The sequence below is a fragment of the Chryseolinea soli genome, from assembly GCF_003589925.1.
Taxonomy (GTDB): Bacteria; Bacteroidota; Bacteroidia; order Cytophagales; family Cyclobacteriaceae; genus Chryseolinea; species Chryseolinea soli.
In genome coordinates this window covers 2,684,331-2,701,092 of record NZ_CP032382.1, presented here as the reverse complement: position 1 = coordinate 2,701,092, position 16,762 = coordinate 2,684,331, and the positions used below count along the sequence as shown (strand labels likewise).

The 16,762-nt window shown below is 52.1% G+C and carries 16 protein-coding genes; 6 read left to right on the top strand and 10 right to left on the bottom strand.

All coding sequences use genetic code 11. The features are described 5' to 3' along the window. Window positions 1-108 precede the first annotated feature (108 nt). The 3 genes from gcvH to D4L85_RS11675 all read left to right on the top strand — a co-directional run bounded on the left by gcvH (window position 109) and on the right by D4L85_RS11675 (window position 2,057). Window positions 109-483 carry a glycine cleavage system protein GcvH gene (gene gcvH, locus D4L85_RS11685; RefSeq protein WP_119754480.1) on the top strand — a complete coding sequence of 125 codons (375 nt, stop codon included), beginning with the start codon at window positions 109-111 and terminating at the stop codon, window positions 481-483. A gap of 66 nt (window positions 484-549) precedes the next feature. Then, window positions 550-1,437 (top strand): lipoyl synthase, encoded by an 888-nt coding sequence (lipA, locus tag D4L85_RS11680; RefSeq protein WP_119754479.1) that lies wholly within the window; start codon window positions 550-552, stop codon window positions 1,435-1,437. Between the two features lie 113 nt (window positions 1,438-1,550). After that, window positions 1,551-2,057 (top strand): hypothetical protein, encoded by a 507-nt coding sequence (locus D4L85_RS11675; RefSeq protein ID WP_119754478.1) that lies wholly within the window; start codon window positions 1,551-1,553, stop codon window positions 2,055-2,057. Here D4L85_RS11675 and D4L85_RS11670 read toward each other — a convergent pair. The 10 genes from D4L85_RS11670 to D4L85_RS11625 form a co-directional block, all read right to left on the bottom strand. After that, entirely contained in the window at window positions 2,054-3,451 is a 1,398-nt protein-coding gene (locus D4L85_RS11670; protein WP_119754477.1) for an MBL fold metallo-hydrolase RNA specificity domain-containing protein, read from the bottom strand. The two genes, D4L85_RS11675 and D4L85_RS11670, sit on opposite strands and share 4 nt — an antisense overlap. 34 nt (window positions 3,452-3,485) lie before the next feature. Next, window positions 3,486-3,755 (bottom strand): acylphosphatase, encoded by a 270-nt coding sequence (locus D4L85_RS11665; protein WP_119754476.1) that lies wholly within the window; start codon window positions 3,753-3,755, stop codon window positions 3,486-3,488. Window positions 3,756-3,857: 102 nt separating this feature from the next. Continuing rightward, the gene (locus D4L85_RS11660; protein ID WP_119754475.1) at window positions 3,858-5,477 is read right to left on the bottom strand and encodes an NADP-dependent glyceraldehyde-3-phosphate dehydrogenase; all 1,620 of its coding nucleotides are present in this window, start codon (window positions 5,475-5,477) and stop codon (window positions 3,858-3,860) included. Continuing rightward, on the bottom strand, window positions 5,474-6,139 hold the full coding sequence (deoC, locus tag D4L85_RS11655; RefSeq protein ID WP_119754474.1) for a deoxyribose-phosphate aldolase: 666 nt from the start codon (window positions 6,137-6,139) through the stop codon (window positions 5,474-5,476). The genes D4L85_RS11660 and deoC overlap by 4 nt, the downstream gene beginning before the upstream one ends. A gap of 72 nt (window positions 6,140-6,211) precedes the next feature. Further along, a complete protein-coding gene (locus D4L85_RS11650) occupies window positions 6,212-6,589 on the bottom strand; it encodes a hypothetical protein (protein WP_160143677.1) in 378 nt (125 codons plus the stop codon). Between the two features lie 200 nt (window positions 6,590-6,789). Continuing rightward, a complete protein-coding gene (locus tag D4L85_RS11645; RefSeq protein WP_160143676.1) occupies window positions 6,790-7,248 on the bottom strand; it encodes a thermonuclease family protein in 459 nt (152 codons plus the stop codon). Between the two features lie 284 nt (window positions 7,249-7,532). Further along, a complete protein-coding gene (locus D4L85_RS11640) occupies window positions 7,533-11,009 on the bottom strand; it encodes a tetratricopeptide repeat protein (protein ID WP_160143675.1) in 3,477 nt (1,158 codons plus the stop codon). A gap of 339 nt (window positions 11,010-11,348) precedes the next feature. Next, window positions 11,349-12,158: an anti-sigma factor gene (locus D4L85_RS11635; protein ID WP_119754470.1), complete on the bottom strand. Its 810-nt coding sequence runs from the start codon at window positions 12,156-12,158 to the stop codon at window positions 11,349-11,351. Continuing rightward, window positions 12,155-12,583: an RNA polymerase sigma factor gene (locus D4L85_RS11630; RefSeq protein WP_236849111.1), complete on the bottom strand. Its 429-nt coding sequence runs from the start codon at window positions 12,581-12,583 to the stop codon at window positions 12,155-12,157. The genes D4L85_RS11635 and D4L85_RS11630 overlap by 4 nt, the downstream gene beginning before the upstream one ends. A 274-nt stretch (window positions 12,584-12,857) precedes the next feature. After that, complete coding sequence (locus tag D4L85_RS11625) at window positions 12,858-13,634, bottom strand: class I SAM-dependent methyltransferase (RefSeq protein ID WP_119754468.1); 777 nt, start codon at window positions 13,632-13,634, stop codon at window positions 12,858-12,860. 169 nt (window positions 13,635-13,803) lie between these two features. Between D4L85_RS11625 and D4L85_RS11620 the strand changes: the two genes are divergently transcribed. The 3 genes from D4L85_RS11620 to D4L85_RS11610 all read left to right on the top strand — a co-directional run bounded on the left by D4L85_RS11620 (window position 13,804) and on the right by D4L85_RS11610 (window position 16,684). Next, window positions 13,804-14,973 (top strand): GWxTD domain-containing protein, encoded by a 1,170-nt coding sequence (locus D4L85_RS11620; RefSeq protein WP_119754467.1) that lies wholly within the window; start codon window positions 13,804-13,806, stop codon window positions 14,971-14,973. A gap of 8 nt (window positions 14,974-14,981) precedes the next feature. Then, the gene (rsmI, locus tag D4L85_RS11615; protein ID WP_119754466.1) at window positions 14,982-15,665 is read left to right on the top strand and encodes a 16S rRNA (cytidine(1402)-2'-O)-methyltransferase; all 684 of its coding nucleotides are present in this window, start codon (window positions 14,982-14,984) and stop codon (window positions 15,663-15,665) included. Between the two features lie 221 nt (window positions 15,666-15,886). Further along, complete coding sequence (locus tag D4L85_RS11610; protein WP_073133946.1) at window positions 15,887-16,684, top strand: inositol monophosphatase family protein; 798 nt, start codon at window positions 15,887-15,889, stop codon at window positions 16,682-16,684. Window positions 16,685-16,762 lie beyond the last annotated feature (78 nt).

Here is a 16,762-nt window from a genome sequence, read left to right as displayed (position 1 = left end):
CCATCCCAGCCCGGTTTTCCCTGGTTTATCCATTTCCCAATCTTCCGATTTTCACCTATTTTTGGCCCACTGAAAAATCTCCTTAACCACTAAAAATCTCCTTTTAACATGAATATCCCCGATTCACTGAAGTACACCAAAGACCACGAATGGGTTAAGATCGAAGGCAACACAGCCACGGTAGGCATCACCGATTTCGCACAAGGCGAACTGGGTGACATTGTGTATGTCGACATTACTTCCGTGGGCCAGGAAATCGCTGCACATGAAATTTTTGGGACCGTAGAGGCCGTGAAAACGGTTTCCGACCTGTATATGCCCGTTGGCGGCAAAGTGCTGGAACTGAATCCCATTTTGGACGGCAGCCCTGAAAAAGTGAACGAAGACCCCTATGGCGACGGCTGGATGATCAAAATCCAGATCAGCGGCAGCACGAACGATCTGCTTTCGGCTGCTCAATACAAGGAACTTATCGGTAAGTAGGGCACGTTTGGATACAGTGAAACCGCTGTATTCACCGGTCCTTTCTTCAAACGTGAACATTCTGTCATGATCGAGCTGCCTGTTATATCCTCAGAACAAACCCGCAAACGCAAGCCGGATTGGCTGCGCGTGAAGCTGCCGGTAGGCCCGGACTATGCCCGGGTGCGCAAGCTGGTGGACAACTATAAATTGCACACCATTTGCGAGAGCGGCAATTGCCCCAACATGGGCGAATGCTGGGGAGCGGGCACGGCTACCTTTATGATCCTGGGCAATGTGTGCACCCGCAGCTGCACCTTTTGCGCCGTGGCAACGGGAAGGCCCACCGAATACGACGCCGACGAACCCAAGCGCGTGGCCGAGGCCATCAAGCTGATGCAGGTGAAACACGCCGTGATCACATCGGTGAACCGCGACGAGTTGAAAGACCGTGGCGCCGAGATTTGGTACCAAACCGTTGTGGAGACCAAGAAAATAAGCCCCGAAACCACCATTGAAACGCTCATCCCCGACACGAAAGGAAATTGGGATGCGCTGTACCGCATGATCGAGGGCGGCCAGGAAGTGGTGTCGCACAATATGGAAACCGTTGGGCGCCTCTATCGCATGGTGCGTCCCCAAGCCAAATACGAACGCAGCCTGGAGCAGATCAAACGCATCCGCGAAGCCGGCATGCGCACCAAGTCGGGCATCATGCTGGGTGTTGGCGAAACAAAAGAGGAAGTGTTCAAAGCCATGGACGACCTGGTGGAAAACGGCTTGCTCATCCTAACCCTGGGCCAATACCTGCAGCCCACCAAGATGCACCTGGAAGTGGCCGAATTCATTCACCCTGAAACGTTCGACATGTATAAGGAAGAGGGACTGAAGCGCGGCCTCCGCTATGTGGAATCCGGTCCGCTGGTGAGATCTTCTTATCACGCCGAGCGTCACGTGAATGTGCCCCTTTCATAAGGCAGGATCTTCCCGTTAACGATTTTTCTTTGTGTTTTTGAATACTCCGTTGTGAAAGCCTCTCCCGGTTTTCACTTTTTCTTTTTACTTTTGCGAAACCCCATCGTAACCCTGTGCTTCGAAAATTCTTCCCACGCGACAAGAATTACATCCTGGAAGAGGCACAACTTTCCCTGGAAACCAGTTTACTGCACTATCTGGTTGACTTTGTGAAGGTGGAATACCTGATGCGTTGCAACCCATTGGGCCTGGCCGACGACACGTCCAAAAAAATCCAGTCACACCAGGCCACCCAATTCGAACACCTCCACGAATTTTACCTGAGCCTCGCGGGCCTGTTCCGGTTCAAATATTATAGCGACAACCAATTGGAGTTCCTCTTCGATGGCCGCGACGATTCGCGGAAATACCAGGAAGAGTGGAGCCTCATGTTCAAGCGCTGGATCAAAGAGTTTTGCAAGCACGAAAATTTTACCCGCGCCGTGCTGGAGCTCACGGTGTTCTATCCCGATGATTACACGCCGCAAATGGCCGGCATGCGCCTCAGCGCCTTCATCACCAAATTCTTCGAAGTGAAGATCGACCCTCAGAAAGGGATCATCAAAAAAAGCGTCGCTTAAATTCCGGTAAACAGCGTCACCTGGTCCAACGGTTTGGGCACCATCACATTCCATTGAAGCGTGTCGCGAATGGCCTGAGCATATTTTTCCTGGGCCTCTCCTTCACCGTGTACACAAAAGGTGAGCTTGGGTTTTTCCTTGAAGCCCCCCATCCATTGGAACAACTCGCGGCGATCAGCATGGCCTGACATCGACGCGATCTGCTCGACCTTGCAGTTGACCGGCACATCTTCGCCAAAGATGCGTATAGACGGCGCGTGATCCTGCAGGTTTCGGCCCCGCGTTCCCTCGGCTTGATATCCGGCAATGAGAAAAGTGTCCTGAGGATTTCTTAACCGGTTGAACATGTGGTGCAAGATTCGACCGCCGGTCATCATGCCGCTGGAGGCAATGATGATGGCATTGGTTTTCAATTGATTTAAAGACTTGGAATGTTCGCCGGTTTTCACAAACACCAGCATGTTGGTTTCCATTTCATGCGCCAATTCATCACGCGAAGACTCGAGGACGTGGTATTTTGGATACTTATAAAACAGGTAGGTGGTAGAGATCGCCATGGGACTATCGATGTAGACCGGCACGTCGGGAATTTTATCTTCCTTCATCAGTTTCCTGAAATAGTAGACCAGGCTTTGGGTGCGGCCTACGGCAAACGCCGGGATCACCAGCACACCGCCGCGACGAAAAGCGTCGTTCACCACGCGCGCCAACTCCGCTTCCGGATCGTTGTAGGGATTGTCTTTGGTGCCATAGGTGGACTCGATGAAAAGCACATCGGCTTGGGCTATGGTTTCGGGTGGACGAAGCATGGCCTGCTGGTAGCGGCCGAGGTCGCCGGAAAAAACAATCTTTTTGGCTTGCGTGTCACCCTGGATGAAAACTTCGGTAATGGCCGATCCCAACAAATGGCCGGCGTCGTGATAGACGATCTCAACACGATCGTGTATTCTGAATTTTGTTTTGTAGTCGAACGTTTTGAAAAGTGAAAACACCTTTCGCGCATCGTGTTCGTCATAGAGGCCACTGGGTTCCGCGTGCTTGGAGTAGCCTTTCTTCCGGGCGTACTGCGCTTCTTCATGTTGCAGCTTGGCAGAATCCAGTAACATGATTTGCATGAGGTCGGCGGTAGGGGGCGTGCAATAGATGGGGCCGCTGTAGCCGTCCTTCACCAGTTTTGGAAGGTAGCCTGTGTGATCGATGTGGGCATGACTGATCACCACGGCGTGGATCTTTTTCGGATCCACGGGAAATTTATCCCAGTTGCGCAGGCGCAATTCTTTCAAGCCTTGAAACAATCCGCAGTCCAACAAAATGTAGGTTCCTCCAATGTCGATGAGGTGGCGCGAGCCGGTAACGCTTTTGGCCGCGCCTAAGAATTGTGCCTTTACGTCCATGCACGAAAGATAGAGGAATGTTAATAATTTACGGTCACCGATACTGTCTGAAATCCGCAAAGTTCTGGAGCGGCCCTTCGGTAGCCGTTACACCGGAAACGCGGGCGTGGGGTGGTCCCTGGCGGCACCATTCCACCAATGATTGAAGCGCCCCCTCGTCACCTTCGGCTTCGATGTACACACTCCCATCGCGCTCATTTTGAACAAATCCCTTCAGCCCCAGCGCCCTGGCTTTTTCGACCGTGGAAGCGCGATAGAAAACGCCCTGCACTTTGCCGGTGACATGGATGGCGAGGTGTTTCATTTTCTTTCCTGTTTTGCGATAACCTATCTCTAAAATACAAAGAACCTGGTTGCTTCTCTCAGCACCCAGGTTCTCTTTTTTATTACTCGAAAGAATCTGCGATCAGAAAATATAATCCGTACTCAAAAACGCCGACTCATGATTACGGATGATGTTGCTGATCATCTGCTTATTGTCATCGGTCGTCTTCGTGGCCACGATCGTGCGGATGGAAAATACTCTCAGTGCATCTGAAACGGAAAGCGTTCCTTCGGCCGAATCCTTTCTTCCATTGAAAGGGAACGTATCGGGTCCGCGTTGACTTTGTGTGTTGAGGTTGATGCGGCCTACCTGATTGACAAAAGCATCCATCAGGTGCGCTACGCGTTTTGAGTCTTTGCCAAAAATGCTGATCTGTTGTCCGAAGTTGGAGTTCACCACGTAGTCGATCACTTCGCTGTCGTTCTCAAACGGAACGATGGGAATGACGGGGCCGAATTGTTCTTCGGTATACAATTTCATTTTGTCGTTGACGGGATAGACAACCGCCGGGTAATAGAAGGAATGCGAGTATTCTCCGCCGCCTTCGTTCACGATCTTGGCGCCATGCTGTTTTGCGTCCTCTACCAGGTTGCGCAGATAGTCCACTTTGCCAGGTTCCGGAAGCGGTGTAAGCGAAACGCCGGGATCCCAAGGCATGCCCGGTTTGAGCGTAGCAACAGCTTTGTTGAATTTTGTGATGAACGTATCGGCAATGCTCTTGTGCACAAACAATACTTTCAGTGCCGTACAGCGCTGACCGTTGAACGACAACGAACCTGTGATACATTCACTCACGGCATTATCGATGTCAGCATCCGGAAGCACGACGGCAGGATTCTTGGCATCCAACCCCAACACTGCTTTGAGACGATGTGATTTCGGGTGAAGCTTTTTCAACTCGTTGGCACCTTTGTTCGTTCCGATGAAGGCGAACACATCGATGAGGCCGGTCTCCATGAGGGCACCCACGGTTTCGCGACCTCTTCCGTAAATGATATTGATCACACCGGGAGGAAAACTTGTGCGGAAAGCTTCCAACAGCGGGCGGATCAGCAGCACACCAAACTTCGCGGGTTTAAACACCACGGTGTTGCCCATGATGAGCGCCGGGATGAGCGTGGAGAACGTTTCGTTCAAGGGATAATTATAAGGACCCATGCACAACGCCACGCCGTAAGGCACGCGGCGGATCTGCGCCATGAAGCCTTGATCTTCCACCAGCTTTGCAGAATTGCGATCGATCTCTTTGTATACCTTGATGGTGTCGACGATGTAGTCGCACGTGCGATCAAATTCTTTTTCAGAATCTTTCAAGGTCTTGCCGATCTCCCACATGAGCAGCTTCACCACCTCGGCGCGTTTCAGGCGCATGGCGGCGAGAAATTTCTCCACGTGTTCGATGCGGGCGGTAACGCTCAGGGTAGGCCACACCCCGTGACCGAGGTCATAAGCTTTCACGGCACCGTCTAATGCTTCGAGGGCTTCTTTCGAAGTGAGCAACGGGGTGCTGCCGATGTTCTTGGGAACAATTTCATTTCCTTGTTTCACATACACGGGGCTCAGGATGGGGTTGAGGCTTCCGGGCCACGTTTTCAATTCGCCGTTGATGAGATACTCCCGTTGATCGATGGGTTCCGAGATCCGGTAGGCTTCGGGGATGTCAGCCTCCGCAGGGAAAACATTTGTTAAGCGTTCGCTCATTGTATTGGATTGGGGTTGGTTGTTTGCAACATAGAGATGCCGGAGGATGTACCGAGGCGGGTGGCGCCGGCATCTATCATAGCCAACGCCTGCTCGCGTGTTTTAATTCCACCCGACGCTTTTATGCCAACGTGTGCTGGCAAACTTTTTTTCATGATCGCGATCTGCTCGGCGGTTGCTCCACGCGGCGCAAATCCTGTCGACGTTTTAACGTAGTCGGCACCGGCGTCGGCGCAGAGTTTGCAGGCTTGCTCCAGTTCTTTATCAGAAAGATACGCCGTCTCTACAATTACTTTCAACAGCCGCTCGCTGGCATGCACCAGGTGGCTGCACTTGGCGATCTCGATCTTTGTCCAGGGAAGTCCGGTCTTGAAGGCGCTGATGTTCCACACGACATCGATCTCATTAGCTCCGTTATCGATTGCGCGACGCACATCGTCGACCTTGGTCTCCGTCATGGTGTAGCCAAAGGGAAATCCCGCAACGGTGACCAGGGTGATCTTGGCTGTGCCGATCTCACGACTGGCGCGCTTCACCCAAAACGGCGGCACGCAGATGCCCAGAAAGCCAAACTGCTTGGCATCGTCCACCAGTTGGTCGATGTCGCGGATGGTCAGCGTGGGACTGAGGTTGGTGTGCTCGATGTAGCCGGCGAGATTCATCGGTACAAGATACAGAAAAGTGCACACGCACACCGTTATCCGTCGCGATGCAAAAAAAGGATTTGGGGTTGACTAGTGGCGGATGCCGCACTCCTTGCAATACTTCAGCTTGCCGGCCTTGTGCTTCTTCGGCGGACGTTTATGTCCGAAATACATGGGGTTGGAATATTGGGGCTTGGCCATTTCGCGTTCCGCTTTATCGCGTTCTTTGGCCACCGCCATCATGCGGTCGTAGTAGTCTTGCTGACTATCGTAGGTAGGCCCTTTGGATTTCGATTTTTTCTTCTTGGGCTCACGGGGCATCGATTCGGCCCCCTGGTAAGGACTCAACGAATTGGGCTCGACCGTCGATTGCTCGGTCGCGTCTTTATCGCGCTTTTTCTTTTTGGACTTTTGGGCGAAGGCCCCAAAGCCGATCAGTAAAAACAATATAATAAGGAGTGCTCGCATAAGCGTTAGTCAAATATATTAACTATCCGGCGCTATTAAAATTGTTTTCGCCGGGTTCAATCGACCGGAATTATCGCCCAACCTAAGCCAGGCGTTGTCGAAATGAAACTGCCCCCGATTGCTCAGGGGCAGTTCTCTAAACCCTAAAAACCTAACTAACCTAACTTCAAACTTTAACTAAACTTTAACTTTCTAAACTTTTAACTGCCTTTGGCCACCAGCATGGTCTGCTGCCGGCGGAACGTCCACGGCGGCGTGGGATTTTCCTGTTTCCAGAGTCCTTTGCCTTTTTCTTGCGCCAGCGTGCGATACGACTCCAGGTCGGGCAGCGGGTTCTTTTCGGCGGTCCATGCATAGCCTTGCTTGAGCAGTTCCACGCGGGGATCCTCTTTTCCATTCACCAGCACTTCCGCCAGGTAGTTGCCCAGACGGTCGCGGCCCGTAAACTTTACGACAACCGTTTTCTTCAATACGATCTTCTCGAGGGCCGATTTGGCTTTGTCGCCATATTCCTGTTCCAGTTCGGGGCTGTCGATGCCGGCCAGCATCACTTTGTGCGTTTGGTTATCTTCGCCGACAACGCTCAGCGTGTTGCCGTCGATCACCTCGATCACTTTTCCTTTCACTTCCTCTTCGGCCAGGGCGACTCCCCAGAACATAACCGTCAAGATTGCGGCCACCACCAGCCTTATCACATACGACGCGGCATTATTGCGTTTTGGTTGTTCAAAATTGTGCTTTAGAATCATGTTGTGTCGCGCGCTTCGCGGAGGGGTCTGTCGCATGTAAGATTTTCTTACAACTCCCAAGCCGTGCGCACGCGGGGTAATGCAAATTCTTTACCAAAAGTGAAAGAGTGGTTTTTTGCCCTAAAAACGAAAGCAGCGCCGGTTTTCAGCGCTGCTTCGTTTCAATACGGGATAAGTCCGCTATCAGAATGAGATCACTTGCAATACTGATCGATCTGGAACCGCGACTTTGCGTCGCCAAATTCCACCGCCTTGCGCCAGTCGAAGCAGGCCTTGGTTTTATCTTTCATCTGGTAATAAAAATTGCCGCGCTGTTTGTAGTACGTAGCGTTTTTAGGCTCGATGCGGATGGCCTCATCCATGTCGGAGATGCCCGCCCCATAGTCGTCCAGTTGCGACTTGCAGGTGGCGCGGTTGTAATAGGCCAGGCCGTCGTTGGGGTTGAACTGGATCGCTTTGTTGTAGTCCAGCATGGCGCCCTCATAATCTTCCAGCCCTTCTTTCACCAACCCCCGGTTAAAGTGCGCATCCGCATTCTTCGGATCCAGGTCGATGGCCTTATTCAATTCGGTCACGGCCGACTTGGTGTCTTCCAGCCCGATGTAGGCGCGACCTTTGTTGAGGTAGAGCTGCACGGTATTTTCGCCTGCCTTTTGTGCATCGTTAAAGTCGCTTATGGCGGCTTGGAACTCATCTTCTTCCAATTGCATGAGGCCGCGTTTGTAAAACACTTCCTTGTCTTTCACACCGGCAGCGATCAGCTTGTCATAGTACTCCCGCGCGGGAGGGAATTTCTGCAGATTGTAATAGGTATTTCCCAGCAGCCGGTATAATTCAGGATCGGGCTTCTCGGTGAGTTTCTCAACCTCGCGGAGATCCTTCACCGCCTCCTCGTATTTTTTTGTGTTGTAGTAGGCGAGCCCGCGGTTTTCGAAGGCCTTCACGTAGTCCGGTTTCTTATCGATGGCTGCGCTGAAATCGGCAATGGCCGACGGATAATTCTCTTGTTTGAAATAGGCCTTGCCCCGGTTGTTGAAGAGCACCGGGTCTTTCAACCCCAGCGAAATGGCTTTCGAATAGTCTTCTACGGCACCCGGCAAATTGTTCACGCTAAATTTCGCATCGCCGCGATGAAAGAATGCCGACGAAAGCGTGGCGTCCCTGACGATGGCTTCATCATAATCTTTGATGGCTTCGTCAAAATTCTTGCTGTCGTAGCGGCAATAGCCGCGCATGTCATAGGCGGCGGCGTCTTTGGTTCCGCCGGTGATCGCTTTGTCCAGATCCGCGAAAGCGCTTTTGTAATCTTTCAGGTTATAGCGTGCAGCGCCGCGCTTGAAATACAGGTCGTTGTCGGTTATGCCCTTCTCGATCGCCTTGGTGAAATCGGCAATGGATTTTTCATATTCTTTCAATTCGAACAAGGAATACGCGCGCGCTGCAAAAACAAAATTCTCCTTGCTCGCGCCGTCGATGGCCTTGGTGAGATCGGGCACAGCGCCCTGATAATCTTTTGTGTAATATTTCGAAATCCCCAGCACGGCAAACTCTTCCGCACCCGCTTCTCCACGCGAAGCCAGGATGGCCAGGTCGCCGATGACACCGGCATAGTCCTTCAGCTGATAGCGGGCCGCGGCACGGTTTTTCAATGCCTGCGTATAATCTTTCTTGATGCCCAACGCGCGATCAAAGTCGGCGATGGACTCCTTGGGCATGTTAGCGTTCAATTTGGCCTTGCCCCGGTTGTTAAAGACCACTTCATCGCTGGCGCCCAGCGTGATGGCCTGGTCGTAGGCTTCGATAGCACCTTTGAAGTTATTTTGTTTGAAGCGGAGATTGCCCATTTGATAATACAGCTCCTTGTTCTTGCTGCCCATCGTCATCGCTTTTTCCATCACGGGCAGCGCCTCCTTGTCTTTTTGCACGACCATGTAGGAAATGGCCAGCGCCTCGTAGGCAGGCAGGTCGGCTTTGTTCTTCAGGGCCGCTTTTTCCAGATCGGTGATGGCTGTGGTGTATTCTTTTTGTTGATACAATGCCTTTCCCCGTTTCAGATAAATGTCATCTTCTTTTTCTCCGGCAAGTTCGGCGGCATTCAGGGCTTCCGTTGCACCTTTGTAGTTTGCGGCATCAAAGCGCAAGTAGCCGGCGTACAGCGACACTTTGCTGTCTTTCACGCCCGCAGCCAAGGCTTTGTCGAGATAGGTTTGGGCGAGGTCTTTTTTGGCGAGGGAATAGTTGGCGATGCCGAGCATCTTCAACACATCGGCCGATTCGCCTTCGGTGGTCTTTGCTTTTTCCAGGTCGGTCGCTGCCCCGGCATAATCTTTCAGTGCAAATTTGGCCGTGCCGCGGTTGAGGAATGCCTTGCCGTAGCTGGCATTAGCTTGGATGGCTTTATCGAAATCGGCCACAGCACCGGGCAGATCGTTCATATTCATTTTCGCTTTGCCACGGTTATTGAACAACACCGCGTCGGTAGCGCCTGCTTTCACCGCGTTGTCGTAGTATTTGATGGCGTTCGCGAAATCGCTCTTCAAAAATTTCAGATCGCCCAGGTTCTTGAAGGCCTCCACATCGGAGGCACCAAGCGTGACGGCTTTCTCTAAATCCTTCAAAGCATTCTCATTGTCTTTTTGGATGAACTCCGCATTGCCTTTGTACAGGAACGCCTCCTTCGAAGCAACGCCCGCGGTGATGGCCTTGTTCAGGCTTTCTATGGCGGGAGCATATTCTTTGTTTTTATATTGGCACGAACCCAAGGCATAAAACACATCCTTGTCGTTCACCCCCATCGAGACAGCGGCCGACAAACTTTTGGCCGCTTCGGTGCAGTTGCCCAGGGTGGCATGGCTCAACCCCAGCATTCGGAACACATCCTTATCCTTCACGCCTTTTTGAGCAACCTTGTCCAGCGCCTCAGCCGCGCCTTTGTCGTCTTTCAACATGAATTTGGCGGTACCTACTTTTTGATAGAATTCCACATCGGCCCGGCCACTGGCCATCAGTTTTTCGAAGTCGGCGACGCTGCCTTTCCAATCCTGAAGTTTGTAGCGGGTCTCGGCGCGGTTTTCAATCGCCTTGTCGTAGCCAGATTTCAATTCCAGCGCCTTGTCAAAATCGGGAAGCGCGCCCTTGAAATCGCTGAGATTGAATTTTGCTTTGCCGCGGTTGTTATATAGCGTGGCGTCGGCCTTGCCGGAGGCGATGGCTTTGTCGTAATAGGTCACAGCTTCGCGATAGTTTTCCATGCGAAACTTGGCGTTGCCGAGGTTGGCAAAGGTTTCATAGCCGGTAGCGCCCATGGTCACGGCCTTGTCCAGGTCGGTGGCAGCACCCTGGTAGTCGTCCAGTTGATACTTGGCATTGCCGCGGTATTCAAAAAGTTCAGCGGTGTTGATGCGCGCTTTCAATGCCTCATCCAGGTCGGCTTTGGCTTTGTCGTATTGTTTCAGACTGTAGTAGGCCACGCCGCGTTTCACATAGACCTGCTTGTCGCCAAAACCGGAGTTGATCAGTTGGGTAAATTGCAGCGCGGCATCGTCGAAGTTGCCGGCCTTTAATTTTTTCTGCCCGGCTTCCCATTGCACCTGCATCAGGGAGTCTGCCTTTTGTGCCCATGCGGTGGAAACCAGGAACAGCAGGCCTACGGCTAAAAGTTTTTCTCTCATGTTTGTTTTGGAAAAAATGACGCGAAACAAAGTTATTAAATCTCGTCATGATTCAAGGCCCGAAAAAAACGCCTTCATGTAAGGTGCGCCCCTGAAAAAGAAAAATCCTTCCCGTGGCGGGGAAGGATTTGAGAGGGTCTTTCCAACATAGACATCAGTGCATGAAAAAGGCGATGGCCGCATCCAAAAAAAGGATCAAAAGCAAGTCCTGAGCCCGTTCGTAATAGGAATGGATGGGTAGTAAGGTTTTCATAGATCAGGATGGCCTGTCGCCTACGTACGAAGCAGACCGGCCCGCCGGATCTATGGATTTTAACTTTTTTGGGAATTTTTTTTGAGCTAGACCTTCACCACGTTGCCCATCACCTGCATGGTTTCCAGGGTTGGGGTGGTCTTTCCGCCGCGGGGCTCGATGGTCACGGCAAAAGCGGCCGCCCCGGAGGCGATGTCCTTCATTTTGAGCAGCCCCGCCACGTCGCCGTCAAACACCCCGGCATCCACCGGTTTGCCGTCGATGATGGCCCACAATTGATATTGATTGTCTTTCGACAATTGCTTCAGGCTTTGAATGCTGAGGTACACTTCTTTGGAGGATTCGTTCCAATATACATAGGCCATCGACTGCGGAGCGTTGGGCGTGCCCATCATCATCACGCGCTTGAAAGCGGGGTTATCTACCACCTTCAGGTCGTTCTCCATTTTTTCGAGGTGCTGGTTCACCCGGTTGTAGTCCTGCGCCATGCGCTGATTTTGGGCGGTCAGTTCGGTAAGGTTGGTTTCGGATGCTCGCCACTTGTTCCAGTAGTAATACGCCTGGAAGGAAGCGATCAACGCAATCGTGACGGAAGCCGCCGCCGCATATTTCCAGATGCGGAGGTTGGCGGACGACGATGGCATCGCCACCACTTTGGCTTTCGGGGACGCTGCTTTATCGATCTGGGCAAACAGGTTTGTTTTGACAGACGCTTTCGGCGCAACGGCCGCATCCATCAAAAGTTTTTCCTGGGTTTCTTCCACGCGGGCGAGTTCTTCCCGGAGCTCAGGATATTGCGCAAGGTTTTTCTCCACCTCCGCGCGTTCCCGTTCAGAAAGTTCTCCCAGCACGTAGGCCTCCAGGATACCGGTCGCTATGTAGTCGTGTATGTTCACGTGACTCCCAATGTTGTTCTCAGTTGTTTCATCGCCAAACGCAGGCGTGTTTTTATCGTTCCCAGGGGAATATTATGTTCATCAGCCAGCTCTGACTGCGTATAGCCCTTAAAATAAAGGTATTCCACTACGAAACGTTGTTCCTCCGGAAGGTCTTTCAGGATATCCTTTACACCAATGTCGTCGATGCCCTGCTCCAGGTAGTCCGAGCGATCGATCCTATTTACGACGTTGTCGATACCGGTGGTTTTCTTTTCCTTACTTATTTCGCGCGACCGTGTTTTGTCGATGGCCTGGTTGCGGGCCACATTCAAGATCCAGGTGAAGAGCTTGCCCTTGGTGTTGTCGTAGCTATCGAATTTGTCCCAGATCTTCAGAAAGACGTCTTGCAGCACTTCATCGGCGATATCTTCTTTCCTGACAATGCGGAGGATCGCACCATAGAGCGCACCGGAATAATGGTCGTAGAGATATTCCAGCGCCAGGCGGTCCTTCCCCCGCAGCCGGCTGACAAGTTCTGACTCCTCGATATGTTGACGCGCAGGACTGATGGTACTTCAGAGGGTATTTTGTGAAAGTAAATTAAATAGAACGGAATAAGCAAGGTTGGGATGGACGGTTTTCGTCTCCGAAAAACTTCGCTTGCCCGTCGTAGCTTTAGCGAAGGCGGGAGCTTTAGCGAAAGTGTGGGCGGTTAAGCTATTTCCGAACGATCAGCAGAAGATCCAACGCCTCCGATGCATCATCCACCACAACATAGTCGGAATGATGAATGTTTGTCACCAATGTATTGTCAGTGGACTGCAGCTTGTTCCGGTTCCAGCGGTTGAGGATCTCATAAGGAATGCGCAAGAGCGACGCCGGCAGTTTGTATTGCAAATTAAAAATATCGAACCGGGTGATGCGCTCCACAGATTTTTTGTTTTCGGCATAATAGGTCATCACCTTGTCATTGCCCGTGATGCCTTTCATCTCCACCGAAGAAAAGATCTTTGCCGCCAAGGCTTTCAACTCCTGCGGCAAATACTCACGGATGTGCCAGGGATTCCGCGACAGCGACATCTTCCGGTTTGGGGTGGTCACCAGCGCCGTGCCGCCGGGTTTGAGCACGCGGTGTATTTCTTTCAGGAAAAGAAAGTCGTCTTCAATATGCTCGATCACCTGGAAACTAAAGATGCGGTCGTATGCGTTATCCAGCAAGCCGTTCAGCGGCGGGATATTCATGCTGATGAATTTTCCGGAGGGATGTTTCTGCTGCAGTTGGTCGATGAGTGGTTTGATCTTGTCTACGGCCGTAAAGGTCTTAGCCTTCTCGATCAAGGTGCCTACACCACGGCCTTCGCCGCAACCTACCTCCAGCACATCGCCCTCAACGTAGTCCTGCGCCACAACATAGGCCTTGAAAAGACGTTGATGGATGGGATTGTCGGAGACGATCTCTTCGCTGGTGATTTCCGTTGTATATACTTTGGCCATATTGGCGGCAAAAATAAGGATTTGAGCTTGCCGGATCGCCGGTTTGGCACAATTTTAAAGCATGACCCCGCGTATGCAACAGATTTTATCGTTTAACCCTCAAAAAGCCGTACTTCATTCACCTTCGCGCTCGTACTTTTACAAAAGCTTCTTAATTTTCAAGTGACTTATGCGATACCCATTCATCGTCCTTTTATTGCTCACCCTCAACGCCGGAGCCCAGACCCTCCGCGACATTAATTATACCTTCCTCTACAATCCGGCAGAGCCCTTCACATTCGATGTGAAAGTGACCCGCAACGCGACCGGCTGGACGGCCTTTTATTCCCTCACCGTACGCGACACCACCCAACGCGCAGACCAGTTCCTCGTGCAGTGGGACACGCGCAGCTCGCTGGGTGACAAGGAGGGTACCCCCGTCACGAGTGAAAGCGTCGCTAAAACGCTGGACAAATTTAAGGTGGAGGGTGAACTGAAGGTGCCCCTCTCGAGCTCTCCCCTCATCCTAACCACCAAAGTACTCAACAACAACCTGAAACACGCGTGGCTTTTCTGGCGCATCCTGGAACCCAACTATCCCACCAATGGATTCCTGACCACCGGCACAAAGCCCGTGACCACGCCTTATGTGAAAGTGAACACACCCGTAACGCTCCGCGGTGACGAGGGGGCCCGCATCGTTTCTTATTACGGCGACGATTTCCCCGCCGCTGTGCCGGCCTTCTCCGAAGGGATGGCCCGTGTATCGCGTGGTCTGCACGTCGACACCACGATGACCATGACCGACGGACAGGAAATATCTTTTCCCCGAAAGGGATTATACCTCGTGCAGAAAGATACCCTGAGTGCCGAGGGCGTTGCCTTTCGCGTCGAGGACGATTACCCGCGGCTGGCGAGAATTCAGAGCCTGGCCGATCCGTTGATCTATGTGTGCACGCGTCAGGAATTTGATCGCGTAAAAGCCGCCAAGGGCGACAAGAAAGCTTTCGACCGGGTGATCCTGGGCATCACCGGCGACACCGAGCGTGCGAAACATTTTATGCGCACCTACTTCCGTCGCGTGGAATTGGCCAATCAATACTTCACTTCCTATAAAGAAGGGTGGAAAACCGATCGCGGCATGATCTACATTATTTTCGGGTTGCCCAACCAGATCTTCCGCTTCAACGATCGTGAAGTGTGGGACTACAAGGATGCGATGTTCAAAAAGATAGAATTCACCTTCGTGAAATCGAGCACACTTTTTGACCCCGATAATTTTGTACTGATCCGCGACAAAAAATTTCAAGAGACGTGGTACGACGTGATCGACCTCTGGCGTAACGCCCGCTTTAACTAACGCGTGGCATGGAGCAAAAGACATCACTCTATATTGTGCCCACCCCCATCGGCAACCTGGCCGACATCACGCTGCGCGCACTCGATATTCTCAAGTCGGTAGACCTGATCCTGGCAGAAGACACCCGCACGTCGGGTTTTCTATTGAAACACTATGCCATCAGCAAACCGCTGCAAAGCTTTCACAACTTCAACGAACACAAAGTGGTGAATGTCTTTATTCAGCGCATGGAAAAAGGTGAGGTGATGGCGCTGGTTTCGGATGCGGGCACGCCGGGCATCTCCGATCCGGGCTTTCTCATCATCCGTGCCTGTCTGCAAGCCGGTTTGAAAGTGGAATGCTTGCCGGGGCCCACGGCGTTTGTGCCGGCGCTGGTGAAGTCGGGCTTGCCTTGCGACCGCTTTGTGTTCGAAGGCTTTTTGCCGGTGAAGAAAGGGAGACAAACCCTGCTCACGGCGCTGGCCAAAGAAGAACGCACCATGATCTTTTATGAGTCGCCCTATCGCCTGGTGAAAACATTGGAGCACTTCAAAGAATATTTCGGAAGCCAACGCAAGGCATCCGTCTCGCGCGAGCTTTCAAAGATGTTTGAGGAGACGGTGAACGGCACGCTGGAGGAGATCACGCTTCATTTCCAATCCAAGGAAGTGAAGGGAGAGATCGTGATGGTGGTGGCCGGCTATGAGGAATGAACACCGGTGAAATCGGGGTGATGCAAACGACCGTGTGAAGCGCGTTCATCGTCCACCCGGTCGCATCACAGAAATAAATTGTTCCAGGGCGTCGATACAAGAATTAATATGAGATGGTCATGCGGTGTTTCGGACCGGTTCGCTATCTTCACCTGCTGGAAAGGATACCGGAAAACGATGAGCCCCCGTTATTCTGAGAAATTAAATTAAGGACGAGCGACATGAATCTAAAGGAAATCCAAAAGAGCGTAAGGGAAGTTTGCGCAGAGGTGGGAGAATTTATTTACACGGAAGGAGCCAACTTCGACCGTTCACGCATTGAACAAAAGACCGGATTTAACAACCTTGTGTCGTATGTGGACAAAGAAGCGGAGCGGCGGCTTGTCAAAGTGTTGCACGCCATCCTGCCGCAGGCCGGCTTCATCACCGAAGAGGGCACGGTAGAGCAATCGAAGACCAAAGAATACAACTGGATCATTGATCCTTTGGACGGGACCACGAACTTCCTGCACGGCCTGCCCATCTATGCCATCAGCATCGGGTTGTCGCGGGGCGACAAAGTGGTGTTGGGTGCCATCTTTCACGTGGTGCGCAAAGAATGTTTTCACGCTATCGAAAACGACGACGCGTATTGCAACAACCAGATCATCCGCGTGTCGACCATCCCAACCCTGAACGAGAGTTTGCTGGCCACGGGTTTTCCCTACTATCATTTCGACAAAGGCGAAGTGTACCTGGACATCATCAAAGAATTCCTGGAACACACCCATGGCATTCGCCGGCTGGGCAGTGCGGCCATTGACCTGGCGTATGTAGCGGCCGGACGCCTGGAGGGATTTTTTGAATACAATCTCAACCCCTGGGATGTGGCGGCGGGTACCCTCATCGTACAGCAGGCCGGTGGAAAAGTGACCGACTTCAAAGGTGGAAACAATTTCGTATTTGGTGGCGAGCTGTGTGCCGCCAACGGCAATATGCATGGCGAAATGCTGAAGCTCATCAAGAACAAATGGTATTGAACTGCCGGATGTAACGTCACGTGGGGTAAGCCGCACCTGCCTGTAGAAAAGGTCTTGGTTGCACGCTTTCCGTTCTGA

Coding starts and splice junctions, on each gene's coding strand:
- D4L85_RS11645 (WP_160143676.1), bottom strand. CDS start 7,248: ATGTTCTGGGGAGTCGCCCTGGCCGAAGAGGAAGTGAAAGGAAAAGTG.
- D4L85_RS11670 (WP_119754477.1), bottom strand. CDS start 3,451: ATGGACGTAAAGGCACAATTCTTAGGCGCGGCCAAAAGCGTTACCGGC.
- D4L85_RS11610 (WP_073133946.1), top strand. CDS start 15,887: ATGAATCTAAAGGAAATCCAAAAGAGCGTAAGGGAAGTTTGCGCAGAG.
- lipA (WP_119754479.1), top strand. CDS start 550: ATGATCGAGCTGCCTGTTATATCCTCAGAACAAACCCGCAAACGCAAG.
- D4L85_RS11650 (WP_160143677.1), bottom strand. CDS start 6,589: ATGCGAGCACTCCTTATTATATTGTTTTTACTGATCGGCTTTGGGGCC.
- gcvH (WP_119754480.1), top strand. CDS start 109: ATGAATATCCCCGATTCACTGAAGTACACCAAAGACCACGAATGGGTT.
- D4L85_RS11660 (WP_119754475.1), bottom strand. CDS start 5,477: ATGAGCGAACGCTTAACAAATGTTTTCCCTGCGGAGGCTGACATCCCC.
- D4L85_RS11665 (WP_119754476.1), bottom strand. CDS start 3,755: ATGAAACACCTCGCCATCCATGTCACCGGCAAAGTGCAGGGCGTTTTC.
- deoC (WP_119754474.1), bottom strand. CDS start 6,139: ATGAATCTCGCCGGCTACATCGAGCACACCAACCTCAGTCCCACGCTG.
- D4L85_RS11620 (WP_119754467.1), top strand. CDS start 13,804: ATGCGATACCCATTCATCGTCCTTTTATTGCTCACCCTCAACGCCGGA.
- D4L85_RS11625 (WP_119754468.1), bottom strand. CDS start 13,634: ATGGCCAAAGTATATACAACGGAAATCACCAGCGAAGAGATCGTCTCC.
- rsmI (WP_119754466.1), top strand. CDS start 14,982: ATGGAGCAAAAGACATCACTCTATATTGTGCCCACCCCCATCGGCAAC.
- D4L85_RS11640 (WP_160143675.1), bottom strand. CDS start 11,009: ATGAGAGAAAAACTTTTAGCCGTAGGCCTGCTGTTCCTGGTTTCCACC.